The following is a 20,372-nucleotide window of genomic DNA, read 5'->3' as shown; positions in this document are numbered from 1 at the left end:
TTTCTTATGCACTATTATCTAATCCCACGAAAAAATCCAAAATTATTGTCTATCATTATCCCTTGTTATAACGAAGAATCTTCTCTTCCTTTCCTTAAAGAAAGACTTAACGAATTAATCAAAATTTTACCAACAAAGGTAGAAGTCATTTTTGTAAACGATGGGAGTACTGACCAAACGATTTTCCAACTGGTCTCGTGGTCAAACAGTGATCCTCAAATTCAAGTCATTAGTCTATCCAGAAACTTTGGCCATCAGTTAGCTGTTACAGCCGGAATGGACTATGCTAAAGGTGATGCTGTTGTGGTGATGGATGCTGATTTACAAGATCCCCCCGAAGTGATTTTGGAGATGCTTGCGAAGTATAGAGAAGGATTCGACGTAGTTTACGGACAAAGGTTGGCTCGTTCGGGTGAATCATTTTTTAAAAAAACAACTGCCTGGGCATTTTATAGGCTTATGAAGATTTTGGTTCATAAAGATTTGCCTTTGGATTCCGGGGACTTCCGCCTAATTTCGAGAAGGTGTTTGGATGCCTTAAATGCGCTGAGAGAAAACCATCGATTTCTTAGGGGAATGAATGCTTGGATTGGTTTTCCACAGACTCCCGTGTTTTATAAACGTGATCCAAGGGTTGCTGGCGAAACAAAATATCCATTGCGCAAAATGTTAAAACTTGCAATGAATGCAGCTGTATCTTTTTCTCCATTACCTTTGCGATTTAGCTTGGGACTTGGTATTATAGTGGCGATGATCGGATTTGGAGTTGGTGTTTATGCTTTATTCCGAGCTTTTCAACACTTTATACTAGAAATGCCAATTGTTTATAACCCAGGATGGGCCACAATTGTGACTCTCATTTGTTTGATCGGTGGTTCGATTCTTATTTCGATAGGAATTTTAGGTGAATACATTGCTCGCATTTTTGAAGAATCAAAAGGTAGACCACTCTATGTAGTTGAATTTGTAAACGGTTTTTCCATTGGAGAAAAACCAAAAAAATAATGAATAAATTGTTTGGATACATTCTGCCAGTCAGCTTTCTGATTGTCACCCTTTTGATTGCTGGGTTTACAAGACCAAGTTATAGTTTTGCTGGTGATAGCATCGCAAAAGTTTTACGGTCAGTTTTCTGGATAGAAAGCGGATTCAAAAAGCAGGGAATTCATTATCCGGCTAAAGCCATCGACCCGGAATATAAGCATTTTTATTTCAAACATTCTTATAATCTTCAGATTGACCAAGAGGGGAGTCTGATTGCGCCTTTTCCTTTTCTTAATACTGTATTAATCACACCATTCATTCAATTGAATTGGCCTGAAGGAATTGTGTACTTAGGTGCTGTTTTGTTTTGGCTATATTCTTTTTTGATATACCGTGTAACGAAGAAATGGTGGGTTTTTTTATTCATTCTTTTATTTACTCCTCTATTACAACATTTCCTTGCTTTTTCCGACATTGCACTCGCTTCTTTCTTTTTAACTTTTTTCTTAGTCACGTATTTTAAAGAGCCTCGATTTCATTTTATAACTGCAACAGCTGTCCTCTTCACTATTTTGGCTTTGTTTTTAAGAACGGAGATTCTTTTGCTTTTTGTGCTCTTGGTCATAATCCATCTTTTTTCCATTTTTAATAATAGAATAGGTGTTTACCGGAAGAAATGGCATTCCAAACGGATATTGCTTATTGTTTTGGCCATTTTTGTTTTTGTGGGTTTGAACTATTTTCTTTATGATTCGATACTTGGGCCTAGGTTCGATAATAATAAAACTGGCATTTTTCGTTTTGAAATGGATGTAATTCAAAAATGGAAAAGTCTTCTCCTTTGGGGGAATTCCAGAGTTGGTCTTTTCGGATATTCCCCTTGGCTTTTAGTCTTTATTGTTATATTTATGTTCTTCCATTCCCAGAAAAGAAAGACAATCGCAAGGAATCTTTTTTATGTTTGGATTTTAATTGTGTGTTTAGTTTCGATATTGTCACCTAACGATTCTAATATTGATTGGGGTACTCGTTATTATTCCTGTTTCAGTTTATTCCCCATTTTACTTTTATCAAATTTCAAATGGAAGAGACTGGTCGGAAGAAATAAATACATTTTGATTTTGTTCCTGGGAGTAGGTCTATTGTATTCGGTTTATATAAATTCAAAAGTTTGGAAGGAGATGAAAAATATCTCCGTTCAAATTGAGGAATTAGTAATGAAACTAAACCTAGACGCACCAGACTATTATATTGTCGAAGATCCTTCCATTGCGAATTCTCTTGGAATTATGCATGTTCGAACTCACGTCTTTTATGGCAACCCGATAGAGGTAGTAGAAAGCCTCGGTGCCGCATTGAAAGGGAAACGAGTGCGTTTTTTACTATTTCCTTTGGCCAAACTGGCAGTAGAAACGGAACCATTTTGGGGAAAAATCACCGCAAACCAGTCTTGCGTTTTTTCTCCCGTAAAACTTCGGAAAACGGTAATGTTCTCTGCCTTGTGCAAAATAGACTAAAGGTTAAAAATTAAGATTGGAAGGCAGAGAGAAGGCCTTCCTTTAATTTTTGCCTCGTAACCTCTGCTGATTTAGGCAACGTTAGTTCCTCAAGCAATTTTAATAAAAATCCTTCATCTACCAATTTCCCTTCTAACACCTTCCCAATCATCCCTGCCACCACCGCTAGAGTCTGCTCGATTGTAAAATATCCTTCCGATTCGAAAATCATCGCCATTCCCATTGCACCTTCTGTTCCGTAAAATGCCTGTTTGGTTCCGAAAACAGAGTCATACATTCCCGCAGGTAACGCATTTTTTACTTTTTCACGCATATCCAATTCACTTGGTCCGTGGCTAGTTCTATTGATGATGCTGAGTGTTACGGGATTCGTGGTTCCATGGATTCTGTGAATTTCTTCGGAAAGGAGTCGGATTTTTTTTGCGGCATCTCTTGTGATCGCATCCCGACCAAGAAAGTTCAGTTTGTAAAGATACTCTTCTAATTCATCTCCGGTGAGTTTTCCCATACAGATGATTTGGTAAAGAGTAAAGATCATATAATCCGATTCTGTATTGTCACCCAGAAGAATTTCTTTGGATTCAGTTGGGAGATACACGCGATCATAAAGAAGAATCGAAAGTTTATAGGACATTTGATCAAAAAGACTTTGGTAGGAGGCTCCTAAGAATTTTTTTGTTCTCGACCAAGCTGGTTTGAATCCATTCTGCAAAAATTCGATAGGGTTAAAAATCGTCCCAAGCACTTTATCAAAAACACCTTTGATGGTGCCCTCTAAATATTTTAAATGTAAAGATTCAATTTGGATATTGTCTTTGGCAATGGTGGCAAGCATGGTGCGGCGGAAGAAGTGGGGACTTGCGGAAATAAAAGCTAAGGGAGCATTGGATAAAGAAATCCTAAGTTCCCGGTAGAGCTCAGGCATTCCCGGTAGCGCCTGTTTTTGGTTAGGTGTCTCGAAAACTGCTGTAAACTTTCCTTTTCCGGAATGGATGTCTGTCGCCAAATACGTTTGGTCTATGTCAGAAGTGACCACCATCCCTTTGTAGTCTTCGGCAAGAATTCTAAGTTTTCCCTTACCTACAATGGTAGTCTTTCCTAAAATCGAATCTTCTGTTGTATTCAAATGGGCTAAGTCTTTGGAGTATTGGCGAAAGCTATCTAGGCCTTCTAGTATCACTTGGAAGTCATGAAACCCAACGGGAAGTTTGTCGCGAATTTCGCAGGAAAAAAATCCATCTTCATCGGCTTTGATTTTTCCAGATGTGTAGATTTTATTTCCACTGGCATCAAACACTTCCAATTTCAATACGGGCTTTCTTACCGGTGCCAGAGAAAAATCGAGAAAAGGTGTGATTTTTGTTTCTTCCCCAATAAATAGTCCTGTCACTAAATCCCATAAACCCTCAGCCTTCATGAGATCGGTTATCCCCACATCCACCACTTGGCCTCGGACATAGGAGCGCCTTTCTCTCCCTAAAGATCCTCCGCAGACTGCAATTCTTTTGATATCGGTAATGATTGGTTGTGTGGTATTTGGTTCTTGGGACATAGAATTTATGCCCTATAGCGTCTAAGAAAACAAGGAGCCGTCTATTCCTTTTTATGGTTTCACTACGATCCACCAATGATTTTGTCCGACTTTTGCAAAAGGAAGGGGAACTACATGTTGTTTCCGACCCTGTGGATCCTTATTTGGAACTGGCAGAGATCCAAAGGCGTGTGGTGGCCAAAAAAGGTCCCGCCCTTTTGTTTACCAATGTCAAAGGAACCAAGTTTCCTGTGGCCACCAATCTTTATGGATCAGAAAAAAGAATCCACCTTGCCTTTGGACCAAAACCCGTGGCGACCATCCAGCGTCTTGCCAAATTGGCTAAGGAGATTTTCCCACCAAGGTTTTCTAAACTTTGGAAGGAACGTTCCCTTGGACTTTTGCCTTTCCAAGTGGGTTTAAAACAAGTGAGAAGGGCACCAGTTCTTTCTGGTAGCGTTCTTTCTACAAACGAGTTACCTCAGCTGGTTTCTTGGCCCAAAGACGGAGGAGCCTTTGTCACCTTACCACTCGTCTATACCCAACATCCCGAATCGGGAAATGGAAACCTGGGAATGTACCGGGTCCAACTTTTTGGAGACAAAACCGTTGGTATGCACATCCAAATCCATCGAGGAGGAGGATTCCATTATTATGAGGCAGAAAAAAAAGGCCAGGCTCTTCCCGCTCACGTTTATATCGGGGGACCTCCTGCGCTCACCATTGCTGCGGTTGCTCCTCTTCCCGAAGAAATTCCCGAACTTGTTTTTGCCTCCTTTTTAATGGGAGAAAAACTTCGGATGACAAAAGACAAAGAGGTCTCACCATACCCCATCGTTGCCGATGCTGACTTTGCTCTGATTGGTACCATTCCACCTTACTCAAGAAAACCAGAAGGTCCTTTTGGTGACCACTATGGATACTACTCGTTGTTACATGATTATCCTTATATGGATCTAAATCATATCCTTCATAGAAAGGATGCGATTTGGGCTGCGACTGTAGTGGGAAGGCCTCCCCAAGAAGACCACTACATCGCAGAGTTTTTGCAAGATTTACTTTCTCCTATGTTTCCACTTGTTATGCCACAGGTACTCGGTGTTTGGGCCTATGAAGAATCTGGTGTTCACTCTCTTGCTGCTGCGATTGTGAAAGAGAGGTACTTCCGAGAAGCCTTTATGGGAGCACTTCGTATTCTTGGAGAAGGGCAGTTGTCTCTTACCAAATGTTTACTTGTGACAAACGAAAAAGTGAATCTAAAAAACTTTTCGGAAACCTTCCGAGTCATTACAGAAAGGTGTGATCCAAGAACTGATTTTTTTATCTTTAGCCATATCAGCCAAGATACTTTGGATTATACCAGTGGCACGGTGAACAAGGGAAGTAAGATGTTATGGATGGGAATTACAGAAGCCAATGCTCCTTTAAAATATCCCAACTTACCCAAAGAATTTGTCGGAAATTTCCAAGACAAACGTTTCCAAAATCCAAAAGTGTTTTTGCCCGGAGTCCTTGTGGTTAAGGGTTCGCCTTATACAAAAGATGATGGGCTTGCAGAAAAATTACTTAAGGAAAACTTAAATCCTTTCCATTATATTTTTCTTGTGGATGACGCAGAAGATGCCGTGCGAACTGATTCCGATTTTATTTGGACTATGTTTACACGGATGGAACCGGCATCGGATATTTATGCCAGAACAGAAACAAAACACAACCATATCTCTTACGAAGTCCCGATTGTGTTTGATTGCCGAATGAAACCTTGGATTCCGGAAGTTCTTGTTCCTCTTTCGGAAACCATAAAACAAGTAGATGAGAAATTTGGAAGGATGATCGATCTAATCTGATCTCATTCCATTGAATTTGACCGAATTTCAGAGAAGTTCAGATCAGATTTTTTTCTTTGTAAAAAAAGTTTATAGAAAAAAACCTTGGATAGTAAAAACTAAAACGAAGACATGGCAAAAAAACTAACTTTAGTCACTGGTGGTGCGGGCCTCATTGGTTCGCAAATCATCGAAGACCTCAATCATAATGGAAATACCGATATCTTGGTAGTGGACCATCTTGGGACTACGGAAAAATGGAAAAATCTACAGAAGAACTTTTTCCAAGATTACTACGAAAAAGATCAGTTCGAATCCCTATTCGATTCCAGAAGTCCCCTCTTAAACGATATCTCTGAAATTTACCATTTGGGAGCTTGTTCTGCTACTACTGAAAAAGATGCCACTTTTCTTATGCACAATAACTTCCATTATACGAAGAAGTTGGCCGAGTTTGCTGTTTCCAAAAGAATTCCTTTTCTCTATGCCTCGAGTGCTGCCACTTATGGAGAAGGTGAGTTTGGATATGATGACAAAGGACCAATCGAGAACTTAAGGCCACTCAATATGTATGGTTATTCCAAACAGTTATTTGATCTTTATGCAAAAAAAACGGGAATTGCTGACAAACTCATTGGTCTCAAATACTTCAATGTTTTTGGATATGGAGAAGCCCATAAGGGTGATATGCGTAGCCTAGTTCTGAAAGGTTATGAACAGATTCGTGATACGGGAGAATTAAAATTATTCAAATCCTATAAACCCGAATACAAAGATGGAGAACAAAAACGAGATTTTCTTTATGTAAAGGACGCAAGTAAAATCAGTATTTACCTTTGCAGTGAACGAAAATACGGATTGTACAATGTAGGTAGGGGAGTTGCTGAAACTTGGAATGATCTAGCGAACGCTTTGTTCGCATCCATGAACAAACCAGTGAACATCAAATACGTAGATATGCCAGAATCATTAAAAGGCAAATACCAATACTACACTTGTGCAGCGATGGAAAAGATAGGGCAAACGGGATATCCCTTCGGTTACACCAACCTAAGGGATGCTGTGGGAGAATATGTTCGTTTTTTATTAGAAGAAAAGAACTAATGTTTACTTTTTATACACTTTGACGATGGTTTGGATTAGATCTTTGAACTTTGGATCTTTCAAACTATAAAACACTTGGTTTGAAGATTTACGCGATTCTAAGATTCCGTTGTTTTTCATCTTACTTAAGTGTTGGGAAGCTGCTGATTGACTAGTACCTAGTAATTCTACAAGTTGGCCGACAGTCTTTTCTTCTTTGGCTAAGGTATATAGAATCAATAAACGAATAGGGTGAGCGATACCTTGTATCCCTTTAATGGCTTGTTCCAATTGTTGTTTCGATAGTTCTGTTTTTATTTTCATCGGTAAAGATTCCGTTATATCCTTATGACGAATGTATACTGATTTTACCTACGAAATTTTTTTCGTTTATAAAAAAAATGACAAATACATGCAATAAATTTCGGGGACCCTCGGAAGGTACCGAGGGCAAAAAGGATTAATCAAAGTTAGATTCGCACGCCACCAGAGATTTCCAAAACCACACCGGTAACTAAATCATTGGAGATGATGAACTCAGCAGTGGATGCAATTTCATCTGGTTCACCCAATCTTCCCACAGGAATGATGGATTTCCATTTTTCTAAAGCTTCTGGATTCATATCTTTTAGAACCATTTCTGTTCCTATAAACCCAGGTGCAATTCCTGCCACGCGAATTCCAAATTTGGCAAGTTCTTTGGACCAAGTTACAGTCATAGCCGCAACTCCGGCTTTCGCAGCACTGTAATTGGTTTGGCCTGAGTTTCCGTGCATAGCGATCGAAGCAATGGGGATGATCACTCCCTTCTTTTGTTCCACCATTTTTGCCGCAGCTTCTCTAGCGGTTAAAAATACACCGGTCAAATTTACATCGATCACAGATTGCCACTGGTCGATTCCCATTTTGCCTTTTACCTTTCCTGTTTCTTTGTCCACGCGAATGAGTAGGCCATCTCGTAAAATTCCAGCATTTAAAATGGCCACATCCAAACTTCCTTGGAAAGCGGCCGCTTCGTCCATAAGGCGAATGCTGTCTTCTTCTTTGGCAACATTGGCAACAATACCTGTAGTTTTGATCCCATCTTTTTGGAAGAGGGCGACGGTTTCGTCCAATTTGTCTTTTTGAATGTCCGAGAGAATGATATTGGCTCCGGCTTTACCTAAGCGGTAAGCCATTGCTTTTCCGAGTCCACCGGCAGATCCGGTGACGAGAATGTTTGCACCTTTTAATTCCATGTCCGCCAGTTTCGAAAATGGCGAACATGAGGTCTATCGAAATAGAAGGTTGATTTTCTTAGATTTCTGCCAGTTCCGCACTGCGAAACGACACATAATTGTCGTTAAATGGAATTTCCACTCGAGCTACCGTTCTATCCGCATGTGTGATGATGCGGAATAGGTTAGGGTCAACCCCTTCATTTTTGAGTAAAATCATAATGAGGGCAATGCCAAGGCCAGCACCTTCCGTGTTGTCCATATTATCCATATAGAACTCGGCGATGTCATTGTAATTCATCGACTTTTTCATTTTTTCCCGCATCCGAGCTTCTTCGGTTTTGATTACGGGTGTATTGTTTGTCACCTCAACAAGAAGTCCATCTAAGCAGTAGTGGAATTTGATTTGGACATAGACCCCACGGGCCAAACAACGTTTGCCGTATTCGTCAGCCATCTTTTCGGAAAACTTTTTGGAGTAATCTTTGATTCCCTGGAAGTAGTCGTTTTCATCGGTGATGTCTAAACCTTCATCTTCAAAGAAAACTCGTTTTTGATTGGCTTTGATTCCGTTGATGGTTAATTCTTTGGAGATGGTATAAAGCATTTCCACAAATTGGGTTTGACCCACTTCGGCAAGAATGTTGGTGATAAGACCGAGGACATATTGTTCCAATTGGCGATTCATCCGAGAAGATCGGACGACTATTTTGGATTTTGCCTTTACCAAATCGGGGATTTGTGTTTCTAATTCTACAAAGGGTTTCGCCACGAATCATTCCTTAAAGCGGGGACTTCTTCCCACATGGTTCTATTATCGAATGGGGAAATCCACAACTAAAATCTCAAGGGAAATTCATTGTTTTTCTTGTTTTTTTAGCATTTCCATGAAATAAACTCATTTTCCATTGACCAAAGAGCCTCATTTAAAATAGTGTAAAAAACCTAGCCTTGCTTGGAAACCCGCGCTTGGGTGGGAAACGTTTGCCCTCTTAGCTCAGTGGTAGAGCACTTCCATGGTAAGGAAGGGGTCACCAGTTCAAGCCTGGTAGAGGGCTTGTTTAGGGCTGTAGTTTAATGGTAGAACTAGGATCTCCAAAGTCCTTGGTGGGAGTTCGATTCTCTCCAGCCCTGCCAGATACTGCAGAATATATAGAATAGAGAACAGGACAAGGATCAATGAAAGCTACGAGTTTCATTCAGGAATGTAAAGCAGAACTTGAAAAAGTGCATTGGCCTACGCGCCAAGAGGTAGTGAGTTCTACCGTTGTCGTCCTAGTTACAGTATTTATCTTTTCCCTATTTTTATCAGCTTCGGATTTTGTTTTCCTTAAGCTGTTAAAATGGTTCTGGGCATTAGGAACATAGGTAGGGAAGTGGGCGATTCTTTAGAAAAAAAATGGTATGTGCTTCAAACTTATTCCGGTCACGAGAATAAGGTGAAGACAAACATTGAAAAGATGGTCCAACAACAAAAACTGGAAGACCAAATTTTTGCGGTAAAAATTCCTTCAATGGAAGTTGCCGAGATGAAAAACGGCAAGAAGAAGGTCACAAAGAAGAAACTCATGCCGGGTTATGTTCTCGTTGAGATGAATATGACCGATGACCTTCGATTTAAAATCCAGAACTTACCTTCTGTGTCTACTTTTGTAGGCGGAAAAGGAAAAGGTCCGGAGCCACTATCCCTGGATGAGATCAAAAATCTCTTTAGTGATGTGGGAAGTGTGGAATCGGAAGAAGTTTCGAGACCACGTTTCCTATTCAAAGTGGGCGAAACATTGAAAATTATAGATGGTCCGTTTGCTAATTTCACTGGACTTGTGGATGAAATTTTCCCTGACAAGGGAAGGCTCCGCGTTCGTGTAGAAATTTTCGGAAGATCCACTCCCGTAGAGTTGGATTACCTCCAAGTAAAATCGGAACAATAGAACTGATAGATTGACTTTTAGTAAGGAACTTGAAACGAGATGGCTGCAAAGAAAGTAGTAAAACAAATTAAACTCCAAGTGGAAGCAGGGAAAGCAAACCCGGCTCCTCCAGTAGGTCCTGCGCTTGGTCAAGCCGGACTCAATATTATGGAATTTTGTAAACAGTTCAATGAGAGATCAAAAACTCAAATGGGACTCAAACTCCCAGTGGTTATCACTGTTTATTCCGACAGAAGTTTTACATTCGTAACTAAATCTCCTCCAGCGGCCCTTCTTGTAATGAAGGCGCTCGGCTTACAAGGTGGATCTGCCACTCCACACACTGTAAAAGTGGGAACAATCAAACGAGCTCAACTAGAAGAAATTGCAAAAACTAAGATGGAAGATCTCAATGCGAACGATATGGATGCAGCAATCAACATTATTGCTGGAACTTGTCGTTCCATGGGTGTAAACGTCGAGTAATCATAGGAAACGGGAACTGAAGTCATGAAACGCGGCAAAAAGTATATCCAACTCAAAGAGAAAGTCGATCGCACTAAGGTTTATACCCTTGGCGATGCAGTCGGTTTGGCAAAAGCTACTAGTTTTTCCAAATTTGATGGAACATTAGAGATTTCGACTAAAATCAATTATAAATCTCTCCAAAACGTAAGAGGGACAATCTCTCTTCCCCACGGAACTGGAAAAACAATCAAAGTTTTGGTTTTCTGCAAAGGAGACAAACAAAACGAAGCAAAAGAAGCTGGTGCTGACTTTGTAGGAGATATGGATCTCATTGAAAAGGTTGCTGGTGGTTGGACTGATTTTGACGCCTGCGTTGCTACTCCTGATATGATGAAGGAAGTAGGTAAACTCGGTCCGGTACTCGGTCGTAAGGGCCTTATGCCAAAACCAAAAGCAGGAACTGTTACTACTGATGTTACACGAGCAGTAAAAGAACTAAAAGCCGGCCGAATTGAATACCGCCCTGACAAAGGGGGAGTGGTTCACTTAGGAGTTGGAAAATGTTCCTTCTCTGATGATAAACTTTCTGACAACATCAATGCGGTAGTGGCTGCCCTTATGAAAGACAAACCTTCCGATGCGAAGGGTGATTATCTAAAGTCTTTCTCTGTTGCGGCAACTATGGGAATCGGCGTGAAAGTCGATGTGAAAGAACTAGTAAACGCGAACATATAACGAGTAAGAACAATGGCAAATTCATCTAAAATTGAAGCAGTAGCGGAACTTAAAGGTCGTCTTGAAAAAAGACCCAATTTTATTTTAGCATCTTACAGCGGTTTAACTGTTGAAGATATGTCTAACCTTCGTGCGAAACTTCGCAAAGAAGGATCGGAAATGAAGGTAATCAAAAATAACCTCTTTCTCCGTGCTTTAAAAGAGTCTTCTGAACATAAAAATAACTCCATTGATTTTGGAGATATTTACAAAGGCCCTCTAGCAGCTATTTTCTCTCTGGATGCACTTCCAGCAGTAGCGAAAGTTTGTAAGGACTTTGCAAAAGATAAGAAGGAACTCGAAATTCGAACCGGCTATATGGACGGGGAAGTTTTGGGTAAGTCTGGAGTAGAGGCGATTGCTGGACTTCCGTCCAAACAAGAACTTCTTGCGCAAATTGCTCGTGGGATCAATGCTCCTGCAACACAAATTGCTTCTGGAATCAATCAAATCATGGCATCATTGGCACGCGCCATCAATGCTGTAGCCGAGAAAAACGGCAATTAGTAATCATAGTGATTAGTAGGATAAGGAGAATATAGGATGTCTGTTGACGCGCTATTAGAACAAATTGGAAGTCTTACACTGGTTCAGGCAGCTGATCTAGTGAAAAAGATGGAGGACAAATTCGGGATTTCTGCTGCTGCACCGGTTGCGGTAGCGGCTGTTGCGGGTGCAGGTGGTCCAGCTGCTGCTGAAGAGCCTGCAACTTTCAATATAATCTTGAAAGCACACGGTGACAAAAAGATCGACGTTATTAAACTCGTTCGCGAAATCACTGGTCTTGGATTGGCAGATGCGAAAACGCTTGTTGAAGCTGGTGGAAAATCAGTGAAAGACGGTGTTTCTAAAGACGAAGCTGCTGATATTAAGAAAAAACTCGAAGGTGTTGGGGCTCAAGTAGAAGTTGCTGCTGCCGGTTAATCGGTTGCCAATTTTTAAACCCATTCTTCAAAAATTTAGAGGCAGGGAGGCCGTAGGCGTCCCCACCTCTATTTTTTCGTTTATCATACCATCTATTATTTTGACGTCTCTAGGGAGAGTATTCCATGCATACCCGAATGCAAATTAGAAACCGGGTAAATTTCGGTAAAATTACCGACCTCAATTTACTTCCTAATCTTATCTACGTACAGAAAAAATCCTTTGATTGGTTTCTCCAGTCGGAAGTGAAAGATCCGACGAAACGTTTGAACCAAGGGTTGGAAGCGGTATTTCGCGAATCCTTCCCTATCGAATCGCCAAACAACGATATGGTCATGGAATATGGCCATTATGTCTTGGGAGAGCCGAAACGCGATCCACAAGAGTGCAAAGACACTGATTCTTCTTATGCTGTGCCTTTAAAAGCAGTCATTCGACTCATCATTAAAGATACCGGAGAGATCCGGGAACAAGTTGTCTACATGGGAGACCTTTCTGTGATGACAGACCACGGAACTTTCATCATCAATGGTGCGGAAAGAGTCGTGGTAAGCCAGTTGCACAGATCCCCTGGTATTTTCTTTTCTTACGACCAAGTGCGAGATACATTCTCTGCAAGGGTGATTCCTTACCGAGGTTCTTGGTTGGAATTCGAGATGGACAATAAGGGAATCCTTGTTGCCAAAATCGACCGTAAGAAAAAATTCCCAGCAACTCTTCTTGTAAAAGCTATGGGTATGGGCACAAACGAAGAAGTTTTACGCCTTTTCTACGGATCTAGTAAGATGAAGATTGCTGGTGCCAATCCCAAAGACCTCAAACGTTTGATTGGTCGCCGAACCATTGCTGATATCATCAATATGGAAACCGGAGAGGTCATGCTCGATGCCGGTTCCAAAATCAATGAGGATAACATCTCGATCCTTCGGGAAATGAAGGTAAAAGATGTGGATGTCATTGAATTTCCGAAAGGAAAAGACAACCCAGTTCTTATCAACTGTTTGGAAAAAGACGGTGTCAACGACTACGAAGACGCGGTTAAAAAATTCCACACGATCATGAGACCGGGCGAACCTTCCACGATTGAAAACGCAGAAGGGGAACTCCGACGACTCTTTTTCTCTCCTAAAACTTTTGATTTGGGGATTGTTGGTCGTTATAAAATCAACAGTAAGTTTGAATTTAATAATCCGAAAGACTTTGCTAAGGCTGATGAGCGTGTCCTTCGTAAATACGACATCATTGAAACCGTTCGTTACTTGGTGATGTTAATGTCAGAAGCGGAGAACTACTATCCCGATGATATTGACCACTTAGGAAACAGAAGGATCCGTTCTGTGGGTGAGCTTATCGCAAACCAACTGAAACTTGGATTTTCTCGGGTTGAACGAGTGATCAAAGAAAGAATGACAGTTCAGGAGCCGGAACAACAAACTCCGCAACTTCTCATTTCCATCAAACCAATTACGGCTGTGATCAATGAATTTTTTGGTTCCTCGCAACTTTCACAGTTTGTGGACCAAACAAATCCACTGGCAGAACTTACCCACAAACGTAGGTTAAACGCTCTTGGGCCTGGTGGACTTTCTCGTGACCGAGCCGGTTTCGAAGTTCGTGACGTTCATTATTCTCACTATGGTCGTATGTGCCCGATTGAAACACCGGAAGGTCCAAACATTGGTCTCATTCTTTCCATGTCTAGTTTCGCTCGTGTGAACGATTACGGGTTTATTGAAACTCCTTACCGACTTGTGAAAAATGGTAAAGTTCAAAAACAAGTAGAGTATCTCACTGCAGACAAAGAAGAATACCACTACATGGCGCAGTCGAATTCGACTGTCGATGAGAAGGGTGAATTTACATCCAAACTCATTTCCACTCGCCATAGAGGGGACTTTCCTTTCCGTAGCCCGGCTGAAATCCAATATATGGATTTAGCTCCTCTCCAAGTTGTCTCTGTATCTACAGCTCTTATTCCATTTTTGGAACACGATGATGCGAACCGCGCACTTATGGGTTCCAACATGCAACGACAAGCGGTACCACTCCTCACGGAAGAAGCTCCGTTTGTAGGAACTGGGATGGAAGCCCGTGCCGCTTACGACGCAGGGGTTTGTATCGTTGCGAAAAAAGATGGTGTGGTTTCTAAAGTAGATGCTACAGGCGTTTGGATCAAAGAAGACCAATCGAAAGAGATTGTTCATTACCCACTTATTAAATTCAAAAAAACCAACCAAGGAACTTGTTTTAACCAAAAACCAAACGTGGCTATGTTACATACAACCACAGGTGGAAAGGTAAGTAAAGTTTCCAAGGAACGAGTGGAACTCACGGCTCCTAACGGAGAAAAAGAAATCCACGAACTTTTCCATTCGGAAGAAGTTCAATTTGTGGCCGTTGTGAAAGAAGGCCAGGACTTAGGAATTGGAGCACCTGTTGCCGGACAAATCATCAAAGGGGAAAAATACGGTGACTTTGGTCAGATCCTACAAAAAGGAACTGTCCTTGCCAACGGTCCATCCACTGATGCGGGTTATTTGGCACTTGGTCGTAACGTTCTTGTGGCGTTTATGCCTTGGGAAGGTTACAACTTTGAGGATGCGATTCTAATTTCAGAACGAATCATTAAAGACGACGTTTTCTCTTCGATCCACATTGAAGAGTTCGAAATCCAAGCTCGGGAAACCAAACTCGGACAAGAACAAATCACTCGAGACATTCCCAACCTTTCGGACAAAGCGTTCCGTGATTTGGATGAGTCCGGTGTGATTCGTGTGGGTGCCGAAGTGAAACCAGGAGATATCCTTGTTGGGATGGTAACAACTAAAGGTGAAACTGACCTCACTCCAGAATACAAACTTTTACACTCCATTTTTGGAGAGAAGGCGAAAGAAGTAAGGGATTCCTCACTTCGTATGCCAAACGGTTTCGAAGGAACTGTCATCGATATCAAACGTTATTCCCGTGAAACTGGCGACGAACTCGCTGCTGGCGTGGAAGAAATGGTGAAAGTCTATGTGGCTCGTAAACGTAAACTCCTCGTGGGTGATAAGATGGCGGGTCGTCACGGAAACAAAGGGGTCGTGGCTCGAGTGATGGCACAAGAAGATATGCCATACATGGAAGACGGCTCTCCTGTGGATATCGTGCTAAACCCTCTCGGGGTTCCTTCACGGATGAACCTGGGTCAGATTTTCGAAACCCAACTTGGTTTTGCTGCGAAAAAACTTGGTATCAATTTTGAAACACCAGTGTTTGACGGAGCGACCGAAGGTGACGTAAATGACTTCTGCAAAAAAGCAGGATTACCAGCGAACAGCAAATTTCAGTTATACGACGGAAGAACGGGCGAAAAATTTATCAACCAAGTATTCTGCGGTTATATCTACATGTTGAAACTGGCCCACTTGGTGGATGACAAAATTCACGCGAGATCTACTGGACCTTACTCACTCGTTACGCAACAACCACTCGGTGGTAAGGCGCAGTTCGGGGGACAAAGGCTCGGTGAGATGGAAGTTTGGGCTCTGGAAGCTTATGGTGCCTCGCACACCTTACAAGAGTTACTTACCATTAAGTCAGACGACATGCTCGGACGTGCAAGAATTTACGAAGCGATTGTGAAAGGAATCCACTCGATCAAACCGGGAATTCCAGAATCATTCAACGTTCTTGTACAAGAACTCCGAGGACTGGCACTGGACATCATTATCAAAGACTCCGAAGGATTGGAAGTGGATATCTCTGATTACGAAGATGAATTCTCGAAGAACAAAAAGAAAATCAAGTTCGAGACCATTGAAAACGTTTAGGGAAGGGAAAAAGTATGAGAAATTACAATAGTTTTGAATCGATTACGATCCGTTTGGCTTCGCCGGAACGGATCAAAGAGTGGTCGTTTGGGGAAGTTAAAAAACCTGAGACGATCAACTACCGTACCCTAAAGCCGGAACGAGATGGTCTTTTCTGCGAAAAAATCTTCGGAACCACTAAGGATTGGGAATGTTACTGTGGTAAGTTCAAATCCATCCGTTATAAGGGAGTGGTTTGCGACAAATGCGGGGTTGAGGTAACTCACTCCAAAGTGCGTCGTGAAAGAATGGGGCACATTGAACTTGCTGCCCCAGTTTCGCACATTTGGTACTATCGTTCGGTTCCTTCTCGTATGGGACTTCTACTCGACATGACCATCAACCAACTCAAAAGTGTTCTTTATTTTGAGAAGTATGTGATCATTGATCCTGCTGATTCTGGTAGAAACAGAGGGGAACTCATAGATGAAGATGAATACCATAATTATTTAGATGAATACGGTGATAAATTTATCGCAGGTATTGGTGGGGACGCCATCAAAGAACTTCTCGCGCGCATTGACGTGGATGTAGAAGCTCGAGTGATCCGCCAAAAGATCCAAGATAAAAATAAAATCTCCGACAAACGTATTTTTAAACGCCTAGAAGTTTTGGAAGCGTTCCGGGATTCCGGAAACCGTCCTGAATGGATGGTGCTTGATGTAGTTCCCGTGATTCCTCCAGAACTACGTCCGATGGTGCAACTAGAAGGTGGGCGTTTTGCCACTTCCGACCTAAACGATTTGTATCGTCGTGTGATTAACAGAAACAATCGATTGAAACGCCTTCTTGCATTAAAAGCTCCTGAAATTATCGTACGAAATGAAAAACGTATGTTACAGGAAGCAGTTGATGCACTTTTCGATAACAGCCGTCGCAAACGAACTGTAAAAGGAAAAGGTAACCGACCTCTTAAATCAATTTCCGATATGCTCAAAGGAAAACAAGGCTGGTTCCGCCAAAACCTACTCGGTAAACGGGTGGATTACTCTGGTCGTTCCGTAATTGTTGTTGGTCCTGAGCTCAAATACCACCAAATGGGTCTTCCTAAAAAAATGGCTTTGGAACTATTCAAACCATTTATTATGAAACGCCTTGTGGATTTGGAGTTGGCACCAAACATCAAATCTGCGAAGAAAAAAATCGAAGCAGAAGACAAAGAAGTTTTTGATGTATTGGAAACAGTTGTGAAAGAACATCCGGTTCTTCTCAACCGAGCTCCTACACTTCACAGACTAGGAATCCAAGCATTTTTACCAATCCTTGTAGAAGGAAAAGCAATCAAACTCCATCCTCTCGTCTGTCACGCGTTTAACGCCGACTTCGACGGGGACCAAATGGCAATCCACGTTCCGCTTGCTCCAAAAGCACAGCTCGAAACTTGGATGTTAATGTTATCACCACATAACATTTTAAATCCTGCCAATGGACAACCGATCTGCGGACCAACACAAGATATCGTTCTTGGTATTTACTACCTCACTTCTGAAGTGAAAGACGGTAAGGGTGAAGGAAAATTCTTCACAGGACTCGAAGAGGTAATGTATGCAATTGAAACGAAAACCGTTGAAATTCGCTCCAAAATCTCCGTTCTCCATGAAGGAAAAATCATCGAAACAACCCCTGGAAGACTTATTTTCAACCAGGTGATGCCAAAAGGGTATGTTTATATCAACAGAACTCTCGGTGATAAAGAAACAAACAAAATCATTGCCGACGTATACGAGAAGTTTGGACCAGGTCTCACAGTTGTGATGCTTGATGAAATCAAACGACTCGGTTACCGCTATGCAACCGTATTTGCTCCTACGATTTCGATTGATGACATTCGCGTTTCTCCTCAAAAAGAGGGACTTGTAAACGATGCCAACAAAGAAGTAGAAAAAGCGGATATGGAGTATCGTAAAGGTATCATCACTAATGAAGAACGTCGTAAAAAAGTAATCGAAATTTGGACGAAAACCAATGACCGGATTACCGACGGGATGTTTAAGGAATTGGAAAAAGACCAAGGTGGGTTCAACCCAGTATTCGTGATGGCAGCATCAGGAGCTCGTGGTTCCAAACAGCAGATTCGTCAGCTCGCAGGGATGCGGGGTCTTATGGCGAAACCGTCTGGGGAAATCATTGAACTTGCAATTCGTTCCAACTTCCGTGAAGGTCTCGGAGTCTTAGAATTTTTTATCTCTACACATGGTGCGAGGAAGGGTCTTGCGGATACGGCGTTAAAAACTGCCGATGCCGGTTACCTCACTCGTCGTCTTGTGGATATCTCTCAGGACGTGATTGTTTCTGAAGATGATTGTGGAACTAAGGCAAACATCACTCTTGGAATCGTTAAAGAAGGGGAGAACGTAATTGTTTCCCTAGGAGACCGCGTATTCGGCCGTTATACGGCAGAAGATTTAGTGGATCCAGTTTCTGAAAAAGTGGTTTTCCCAAAAGACACACTCATCACAAGAGCGATTGGCCAACAAATTGAAAATCTTGGTTACGATAAAATCAAGGTAAGGTCTCCACTCACTTGCCGTTCTCGTCACGGGATTTGTACAAAGTGTTACGGTATGGACATGGCTCGCCTAGTTCCTGCCGAAATTGGGGAAGCAGTGGGAACCATCGCAGCACAGTCCATCGGGCAACCAGGAACACAGCTTACGATGAGAACTTTCCACGTGGGTGGTGCAGCATCCGCAACCATTCAGGAAAAAGAACATAAAGTTCCTTATCGTTGTCTTGTAAAATCCATTAACGGTCGTCTTGTGACAAATGCGAATGGAGCGAAAGTCTTTGCTCGTCGCGGAACCATTATCGTAAATCGTCTCATCCAAGAATTCAATACAGATACACTTTCCAGTGTTCGTATTGTGGATGGTCAACGATTGGAAAAAGGGGAAGTGTTCGCAGCGCAAGTGGGCGAATCGATAGAACAACGAATCACTTCTGACCAAGCGGGAACTGTTTCGCTCGTGGGAACTACGCTCCGCATTTTAGGGGATGACTTTGTTCTTCCTGTAAAAATCGGAACGATCCTCCGCACGGAAGAAGGCCTAATCGTAGAAGAAAACAAAGCCCTGGCTGAGTTTGACCCATACAACGAAGTTGCCGTTTCTGAAACTGCGGGAACCATTGTTTGGGAAGATTTGGAAATTGGTAAAAACGTTCGTCGAGATGTGGATCCAAAAACATCCAATATCATTTTAAAAGTTGTAGAACAGAAAAAAGACCGTTTGGTTCCGAAAGTAGTCGTGGGATCTGACGGATACTCCGTTCCGGTCGATGCACTCCTCCAATTCCAAAATGGAGACAAAGTGCGAGAAGGGGATGTGATCTTTAAAATTCCGTCTGTTGCTGAAAAAACCCGAGATATCACTGGTGGACTTCCACGAGTAGATGAACTTTTCGAAGCTCGTCGTCCGAAAGATGCCTGCACACTGGCTGAAATCGACGGTAAAATCGAAGACAAGGGTGAAATCGTTAAAGAAAAACGAATTTTATACATCGTTCCTGAAACTACAGAATTGGAAAAAGTGAAAGTTGCAATTCCGATCGGAAAACAAATCCGTGTTCGCCAAGGGGACTTTGTGAAACGGGGAGATCAGTTGGATGAAGGAAACTTCGACCCACATGATATTTTAACGATCAAAGGACCGAACGCACTTCACGAATACTTAGTATCTGAGGTTCAGGAAGTTTACCGCCTGCAAGGGGTTCATATCAACGATAAACACATCGAAGTTGTGGTTCGCCAAATGCTTCGTAAGGTGATCATCACTGATAGTGGGGACACTTCTTTTGTGAACCAACAACAGGTGGATAAATTCCTCTTTGATGAAGAAAATGATCGTGTAGAAAAAGAAGGGGGATCTCCGGCACAAGGAACTCCAGTCCTTCTTGGCCTAACGAAAGCATCCCTCAACACGGAGTCTTATTTCTCAGCGGCATCTTTCCAGGAAACTACCAAAGTTCTTACCGATGCGGCTATCAAAGGAAAAACAGACAACTTAGTTGGTCTCAAAGAGAACGTAATCATCGGTCACATGATCCCTGCGGGAACTGGTATGAAAAAATACCGAGACATCGAAGTTTTCAAGGAAATGCCTGGAGACTTAGATTGGGATCTTGAAACCGAGGAAGAGGAAGAAGAAGTATCTGAACTTTCCGAAGCAGCTCCCGTTTCCACTACCACACTCTCGAGACTAGTTGCCGAAGAGGACGAGGATGAAGATGAGTTGGAAGAAGAAGCAGAGGATGCGGAAGAAGAAGACGAGGATTAAATCCGAACCTTTT

General features: G+C 42.0%; 16 protein-coding genes and 2 tRNA genes. 14 read left to right on the top strand and 4 right to left on the bottom strand.

All coding sequences use genetic code 11. The annotated features are described in order from the left end of the window. Positions 1-6: 6 nt before the first annotated feature. Positions 7-1,005 carry a glycosyltransferase family 2 protein gene (locus tag LEP1GSC199_RS11755; protein WP_002982271.1) on the top strand — a complete coding sequence of 333 codons (999 nt, stop codon included), beginning with the start codon at positions 7-9 and terminating at the stop codon, positions 1,003-1,005. Then, on the top strand, positions 1,005-2,501 hold the full coding sequence (locus LEP1GSC199_RS11750) for an LA_3751/LA_3752 family putative glycosyltransferase (protein ID WP_002983065.1): 1,497 nt from the start codon (positions 1,005-1,007) through the stop codon (positions 2,499-2,501). The genes LEP1GSC199_RS11755 and LEP1GSC199_RS11750 overlap by 1 nt, the downstream gene beginning before the upstream one ends. Before the next feature lie 10 nt (positions 2,502-2,511). Here LEP1GSC199_RS11750 and LEP1GSC199_RS11745 read toward each other — a convergent pair whose 3' ends face one another. Next, the gene (locus LEP1GSC199_RS11745) at positions 2,512-4,053 is read right to left on the bottom strand and encodes a phosphatase domain-containing protein (RefSeq protein WP_002982845.1); all 1,542 of its coding nucleotides are present in this window, start codon (positions 4,051-4,053) and stop codon (positions 2,512-2,514) included. Between the two features lie 53 nt (positions 4,054-4,106). Between LEP1GSC199_RS11745 and LEP1GSC199_RS11740 the strand changes: the two genes are divergently transcribed. Continuing rightward, complete coding sequence (locus LEP1GSC199_RS11740) at positions 4,107-5,879, top strand: UbiD family decarboxylase (RefSeq protein WP_002983139.1); 1,773 nt, start codon at positions 4,107-4,109, stop codon at positions 5,877-5,879. Between the two features lie 111 nt (positions 5,880-5,990). Continuing rightward, on the top strand, positions 5,991-6,962 hold the full coding sequence (rfaD, locus tag LEP1GSC199_RS11735; protein WP_002982959.1) for an ADP-glyceromanno-heptose 6-epimerase: 972 nt from the start codon (positions 5,991-5,993) through the stop codon (positions 6,960-6,962). Positions 6,963-6,965: 3 nt separating this feature from the next. Here the strand turns inward: rfaD and LEP1GSC199_RS11730 are convergent, their stop codons facing one another. The 3 genes from LEP1GSC199_RS11730 to LEP1GSC199_RS11720 all read right to left on the bottom strand — a co-directional run bounded on the left by LEP1GSC199_RS11730 (position 6,966) and on the right by LEP1GSC199_RS11720 (position 8,930). Further along, positions 6,966-7,265 (bottom strand): ArsR/SmtB family transcription factor, encoded by a 300-nt coding sequence (locus LEP1GSC199_RS11730; protein ID WP_002973834.1) that lies wholly within the window; start codon positions 7,263-7,265, stop codon positions 6,966-6,968. 146 nt (positions 7,266-7,411) lie between these two features. Beyond that, a complete protein-coding gene (locus tag LEP1GSC199_RS11725; protein WP_002983168.1) occupies positions 7,412-8,179 on the bottom strand; it encodes an SDR family NAD(P)-dependent oxidoreductase in 768 nt (255 codons plus the stop codon). A 58-nt stretch (positions 8,180-8,237) separates the two neighbouring features. Next, on the bottom strand, positions 8,238-8,930 hold the full coding sequence (locus LEP1GSC199_RS11720) for a hypothetical protein (protein WP_002982489.1): 693 nt from the start codon (positions 8,928-8,930) through the stop codon (positions 8,238-8,240). A gap of 214 nt (positions 8,931-9,144) precedes the next feature. Between LEP1GSC199_RS11720 and LEP1GSC199_RS11715 the strand changes: the two genes are divergently transcribed. From LEP1GSC199_RS11715 to rpoC, 10 genes are all read left to right on the top strand, one after another. Further along, positions 9,145-9,216, top strand: a tRNA-Thr gene (locus tag LEP1GSC199_RS11715). A gap of 5 nt (positions 9,217-9,221) precedes the next feature. Beyond that, positions 9,222-9,295: transfer RNA gene (locus LEP1GSC199_RS11710), tRNA-Trp, on the top strand. A gap of 42 nt (positions 9,296-9,337) precedes the next feature. Then, entirely contained in the window at positions 9,338-9,526 is a 189-nt protein-coding gene (secE, locus tag LEP1GSC199_RS11705) for a preprotein translocase subunit SecE (protein ID WP_002973751.1), read from the top strand. 8 nt (positions 9,527-9,534) lie between these two features. Further along, complete coding sequence (gene nusG, locus LEP1GSC199_RS11700; RefSeq protein WP_002982569.1) at positions 9,535-10,089, top strand: transcription termination/antitermination protein NusG; 555 nt, start codon at positions 9,535-9,537, stop codon at positions 10,087-10,089. Between the two features lie 39 nt (positions 10,090-10,128). Further along, a complete protein-coding gene (gene rplK / locus LEP1GSC199_RS11695) occupies positions 10,129-10,554 on the top strand; it encodes a 50S ribosomal protein L11 (RefSeq protein WP_002983315.1) in 426 nt (141 codons plus the stop codon). A gap of 24 nt (positions 10,555-10,578) precedes the next feature. Continuing rightward, on the top strand, positions 10,579-11,271 hold the full coding sequence (gene rplA / locus LEP1GSC199_RS11690; RefSeq protein WP_002982419.1) for a 50S ribosomal protein L1: 693 nt from the start codon (positions 10,579-10,581) through the stop codon (positions 11,269-11,271). Between the two features lie 12 nt (positions 11,272-11,283). Then, positions 11,284-11,817 carry a 50S ribosomal protein L10 gene (gene rplJ, locus LEP1GSC199_RS11685; RefSeq protein WP_002982678.1) on the top strand — a complete coding sequence of 178 codons (534 nt, stop codon included), beginning with the start codon at positions 11,284-11,286 and terminating at the stop codon, positions 11,815-11,817. A gap of 36 nt (positions 11,818-11,853) precedes the next feature. After that, positions 11,854-12,234: a 50S ribosomal protein L7/L12 gene (gene rplL / locus LEP1GSC199_RS11680; RefSeq protein WP_002983005.1), complete on the top strand. Its 381-nt coding sequence runs from the start codon at positions 11,854-11,856 to the stop codon at positions 12,232-12,234. A gap of 125 nt (positions 12,235-12,359) precedes the next feature. After that, positions 12,360-16,046: a DNA-directed RNA polymerase subunit beta gene (gene rpoB / locus LEP1GSC199_RS11675; RefSeq protein ID WP_002982822.1), complete on the top strand. Its 3,687-nt coding sequence runs from the start codon at positions 12,360-12,362 to the stop codon at positions 16,044-16,046. A gap of 14 nt (positions 16,047-16,060) precedes the next feature. After that, the gene (gene rpoC, locus LEP1GSC199_RS11670) at positions 16,061-20,359 is read left to right on the top strand and encodes a DNA-directed RNA polymerase subunit beta' (protein ID WP_002982510.1); all 4,299 of its coding nucleotides are present in this window, start codon (positions 16,061-16,063) and stop codon (positions 20,357-20,359) included. The last annotated feature ends 13 nt before the right edge of the window (positions 20,360-20,372 follow it).

It is taken from the genome of Leptospira vanthielii serovar Holland str. Waz Holland = ATCC 700522, assembly GCF_000332455.1.
Classification (GTDB): domain Bacteria; phylum Spirochaetota; class Leptospiria; order Leptospirales; family Leptospiraceae; genus Leptospira_A; species Leptospira_A vanthielii.
This window is presented reverse-complemented; position numbering and strand designations above follow the sequence as displayed.

Coding starts and splice junctions, on each gene's coding strand:
- LEP1GSC199_RS11740 (WP_002983139.1), top strand. CDS start 4,107: ATGGTTTCACTACGATCCACCAATGATTTTGTCCGACTTTTGCAAAAG.
- rplL (WP_002983005.1), top strand. CDS start 11,854: ATGTCTGTTGACGCGCTATTAGAACAAATTGGAAGTCTTACACTGGTT.
- rplA (WP_002982419.1), top strand. CDS start 10,579: ATGAAACGCGGCAAAAAGTATATCCAACTCAAAGAGAAAGTCGATCGC.
- LEP1GSC199_RS11755 (WP_002982271.1), top strand. CDS start 7: ATGCACTATTATCTAATCCCACGAAAAAATCCAAAATTATTGTCTATC.
- LEP1GSC199_RS11750 (WP_002983065.1), top strand. CDS start 1,005: ATGAATAAATTGTTTGGATACATTCTGCCAGTCAGCTTTCTGATTGTC.
- rpoC (WP_002982510.1), top strand. CDS start 16,061: ATGAGAAATTACAATAGTTTTGAATCGATTACGATCCGTTTGGCTTCG.
- LEP1GSC199_RS11730 (WP_002973834.1), bottom strand. CDS start 7,265: ATGAAAATAAAAACAGAACTATCGAAACAACAATTGGAACAAGCCATT.
- LEP1GSC199_RS11745 (WP_002982845.1), bottom strand. CDS start 4,053: ATGTCCCAAGAACCAAATACCACACAACCAATCATTACCGATATCAAA.
- secE (WP_002973751.1), top strand. CDS start 9,338: ATGAAAGCTACGAGTTTCATTCAGGAATGTAAAGCAGAACTTGAAAAA.
- LEP1GSC199_RS11725 (WP_002983168.1), bottom strand. CDS start 8,179: ATGGAATTAAAAGGTGCAAACATTCTCGTCACCGGATCTGCCGGTGGA.
- rpoB (WP_002982822.1), top strand. CDS start 12,360: ATGCATACCCGAATGCAAATTAGAAACCGGGTAAATTTCGGTAAAATT.
- rfaD (WP_002982959.1), top strand. CDS start 5,991: ATGGCAAAAAAACTAACTTTAGTCACTGGTGGTGCGGGCCTCATTGGT.
- rplK (WP_002983315.1), top strand. CDS start 10,129: ATGGCTGCAAAGAAAGTAGTAAAACAAATTAAACTCCAAGTGGAAGCA.
- rplJ (WP_002982678.1), top strand. CDS start 11,284: ATGGCAAATTCATCTAAAATTGAAGCAGTAGCGGAACTTAAAGGTCGT.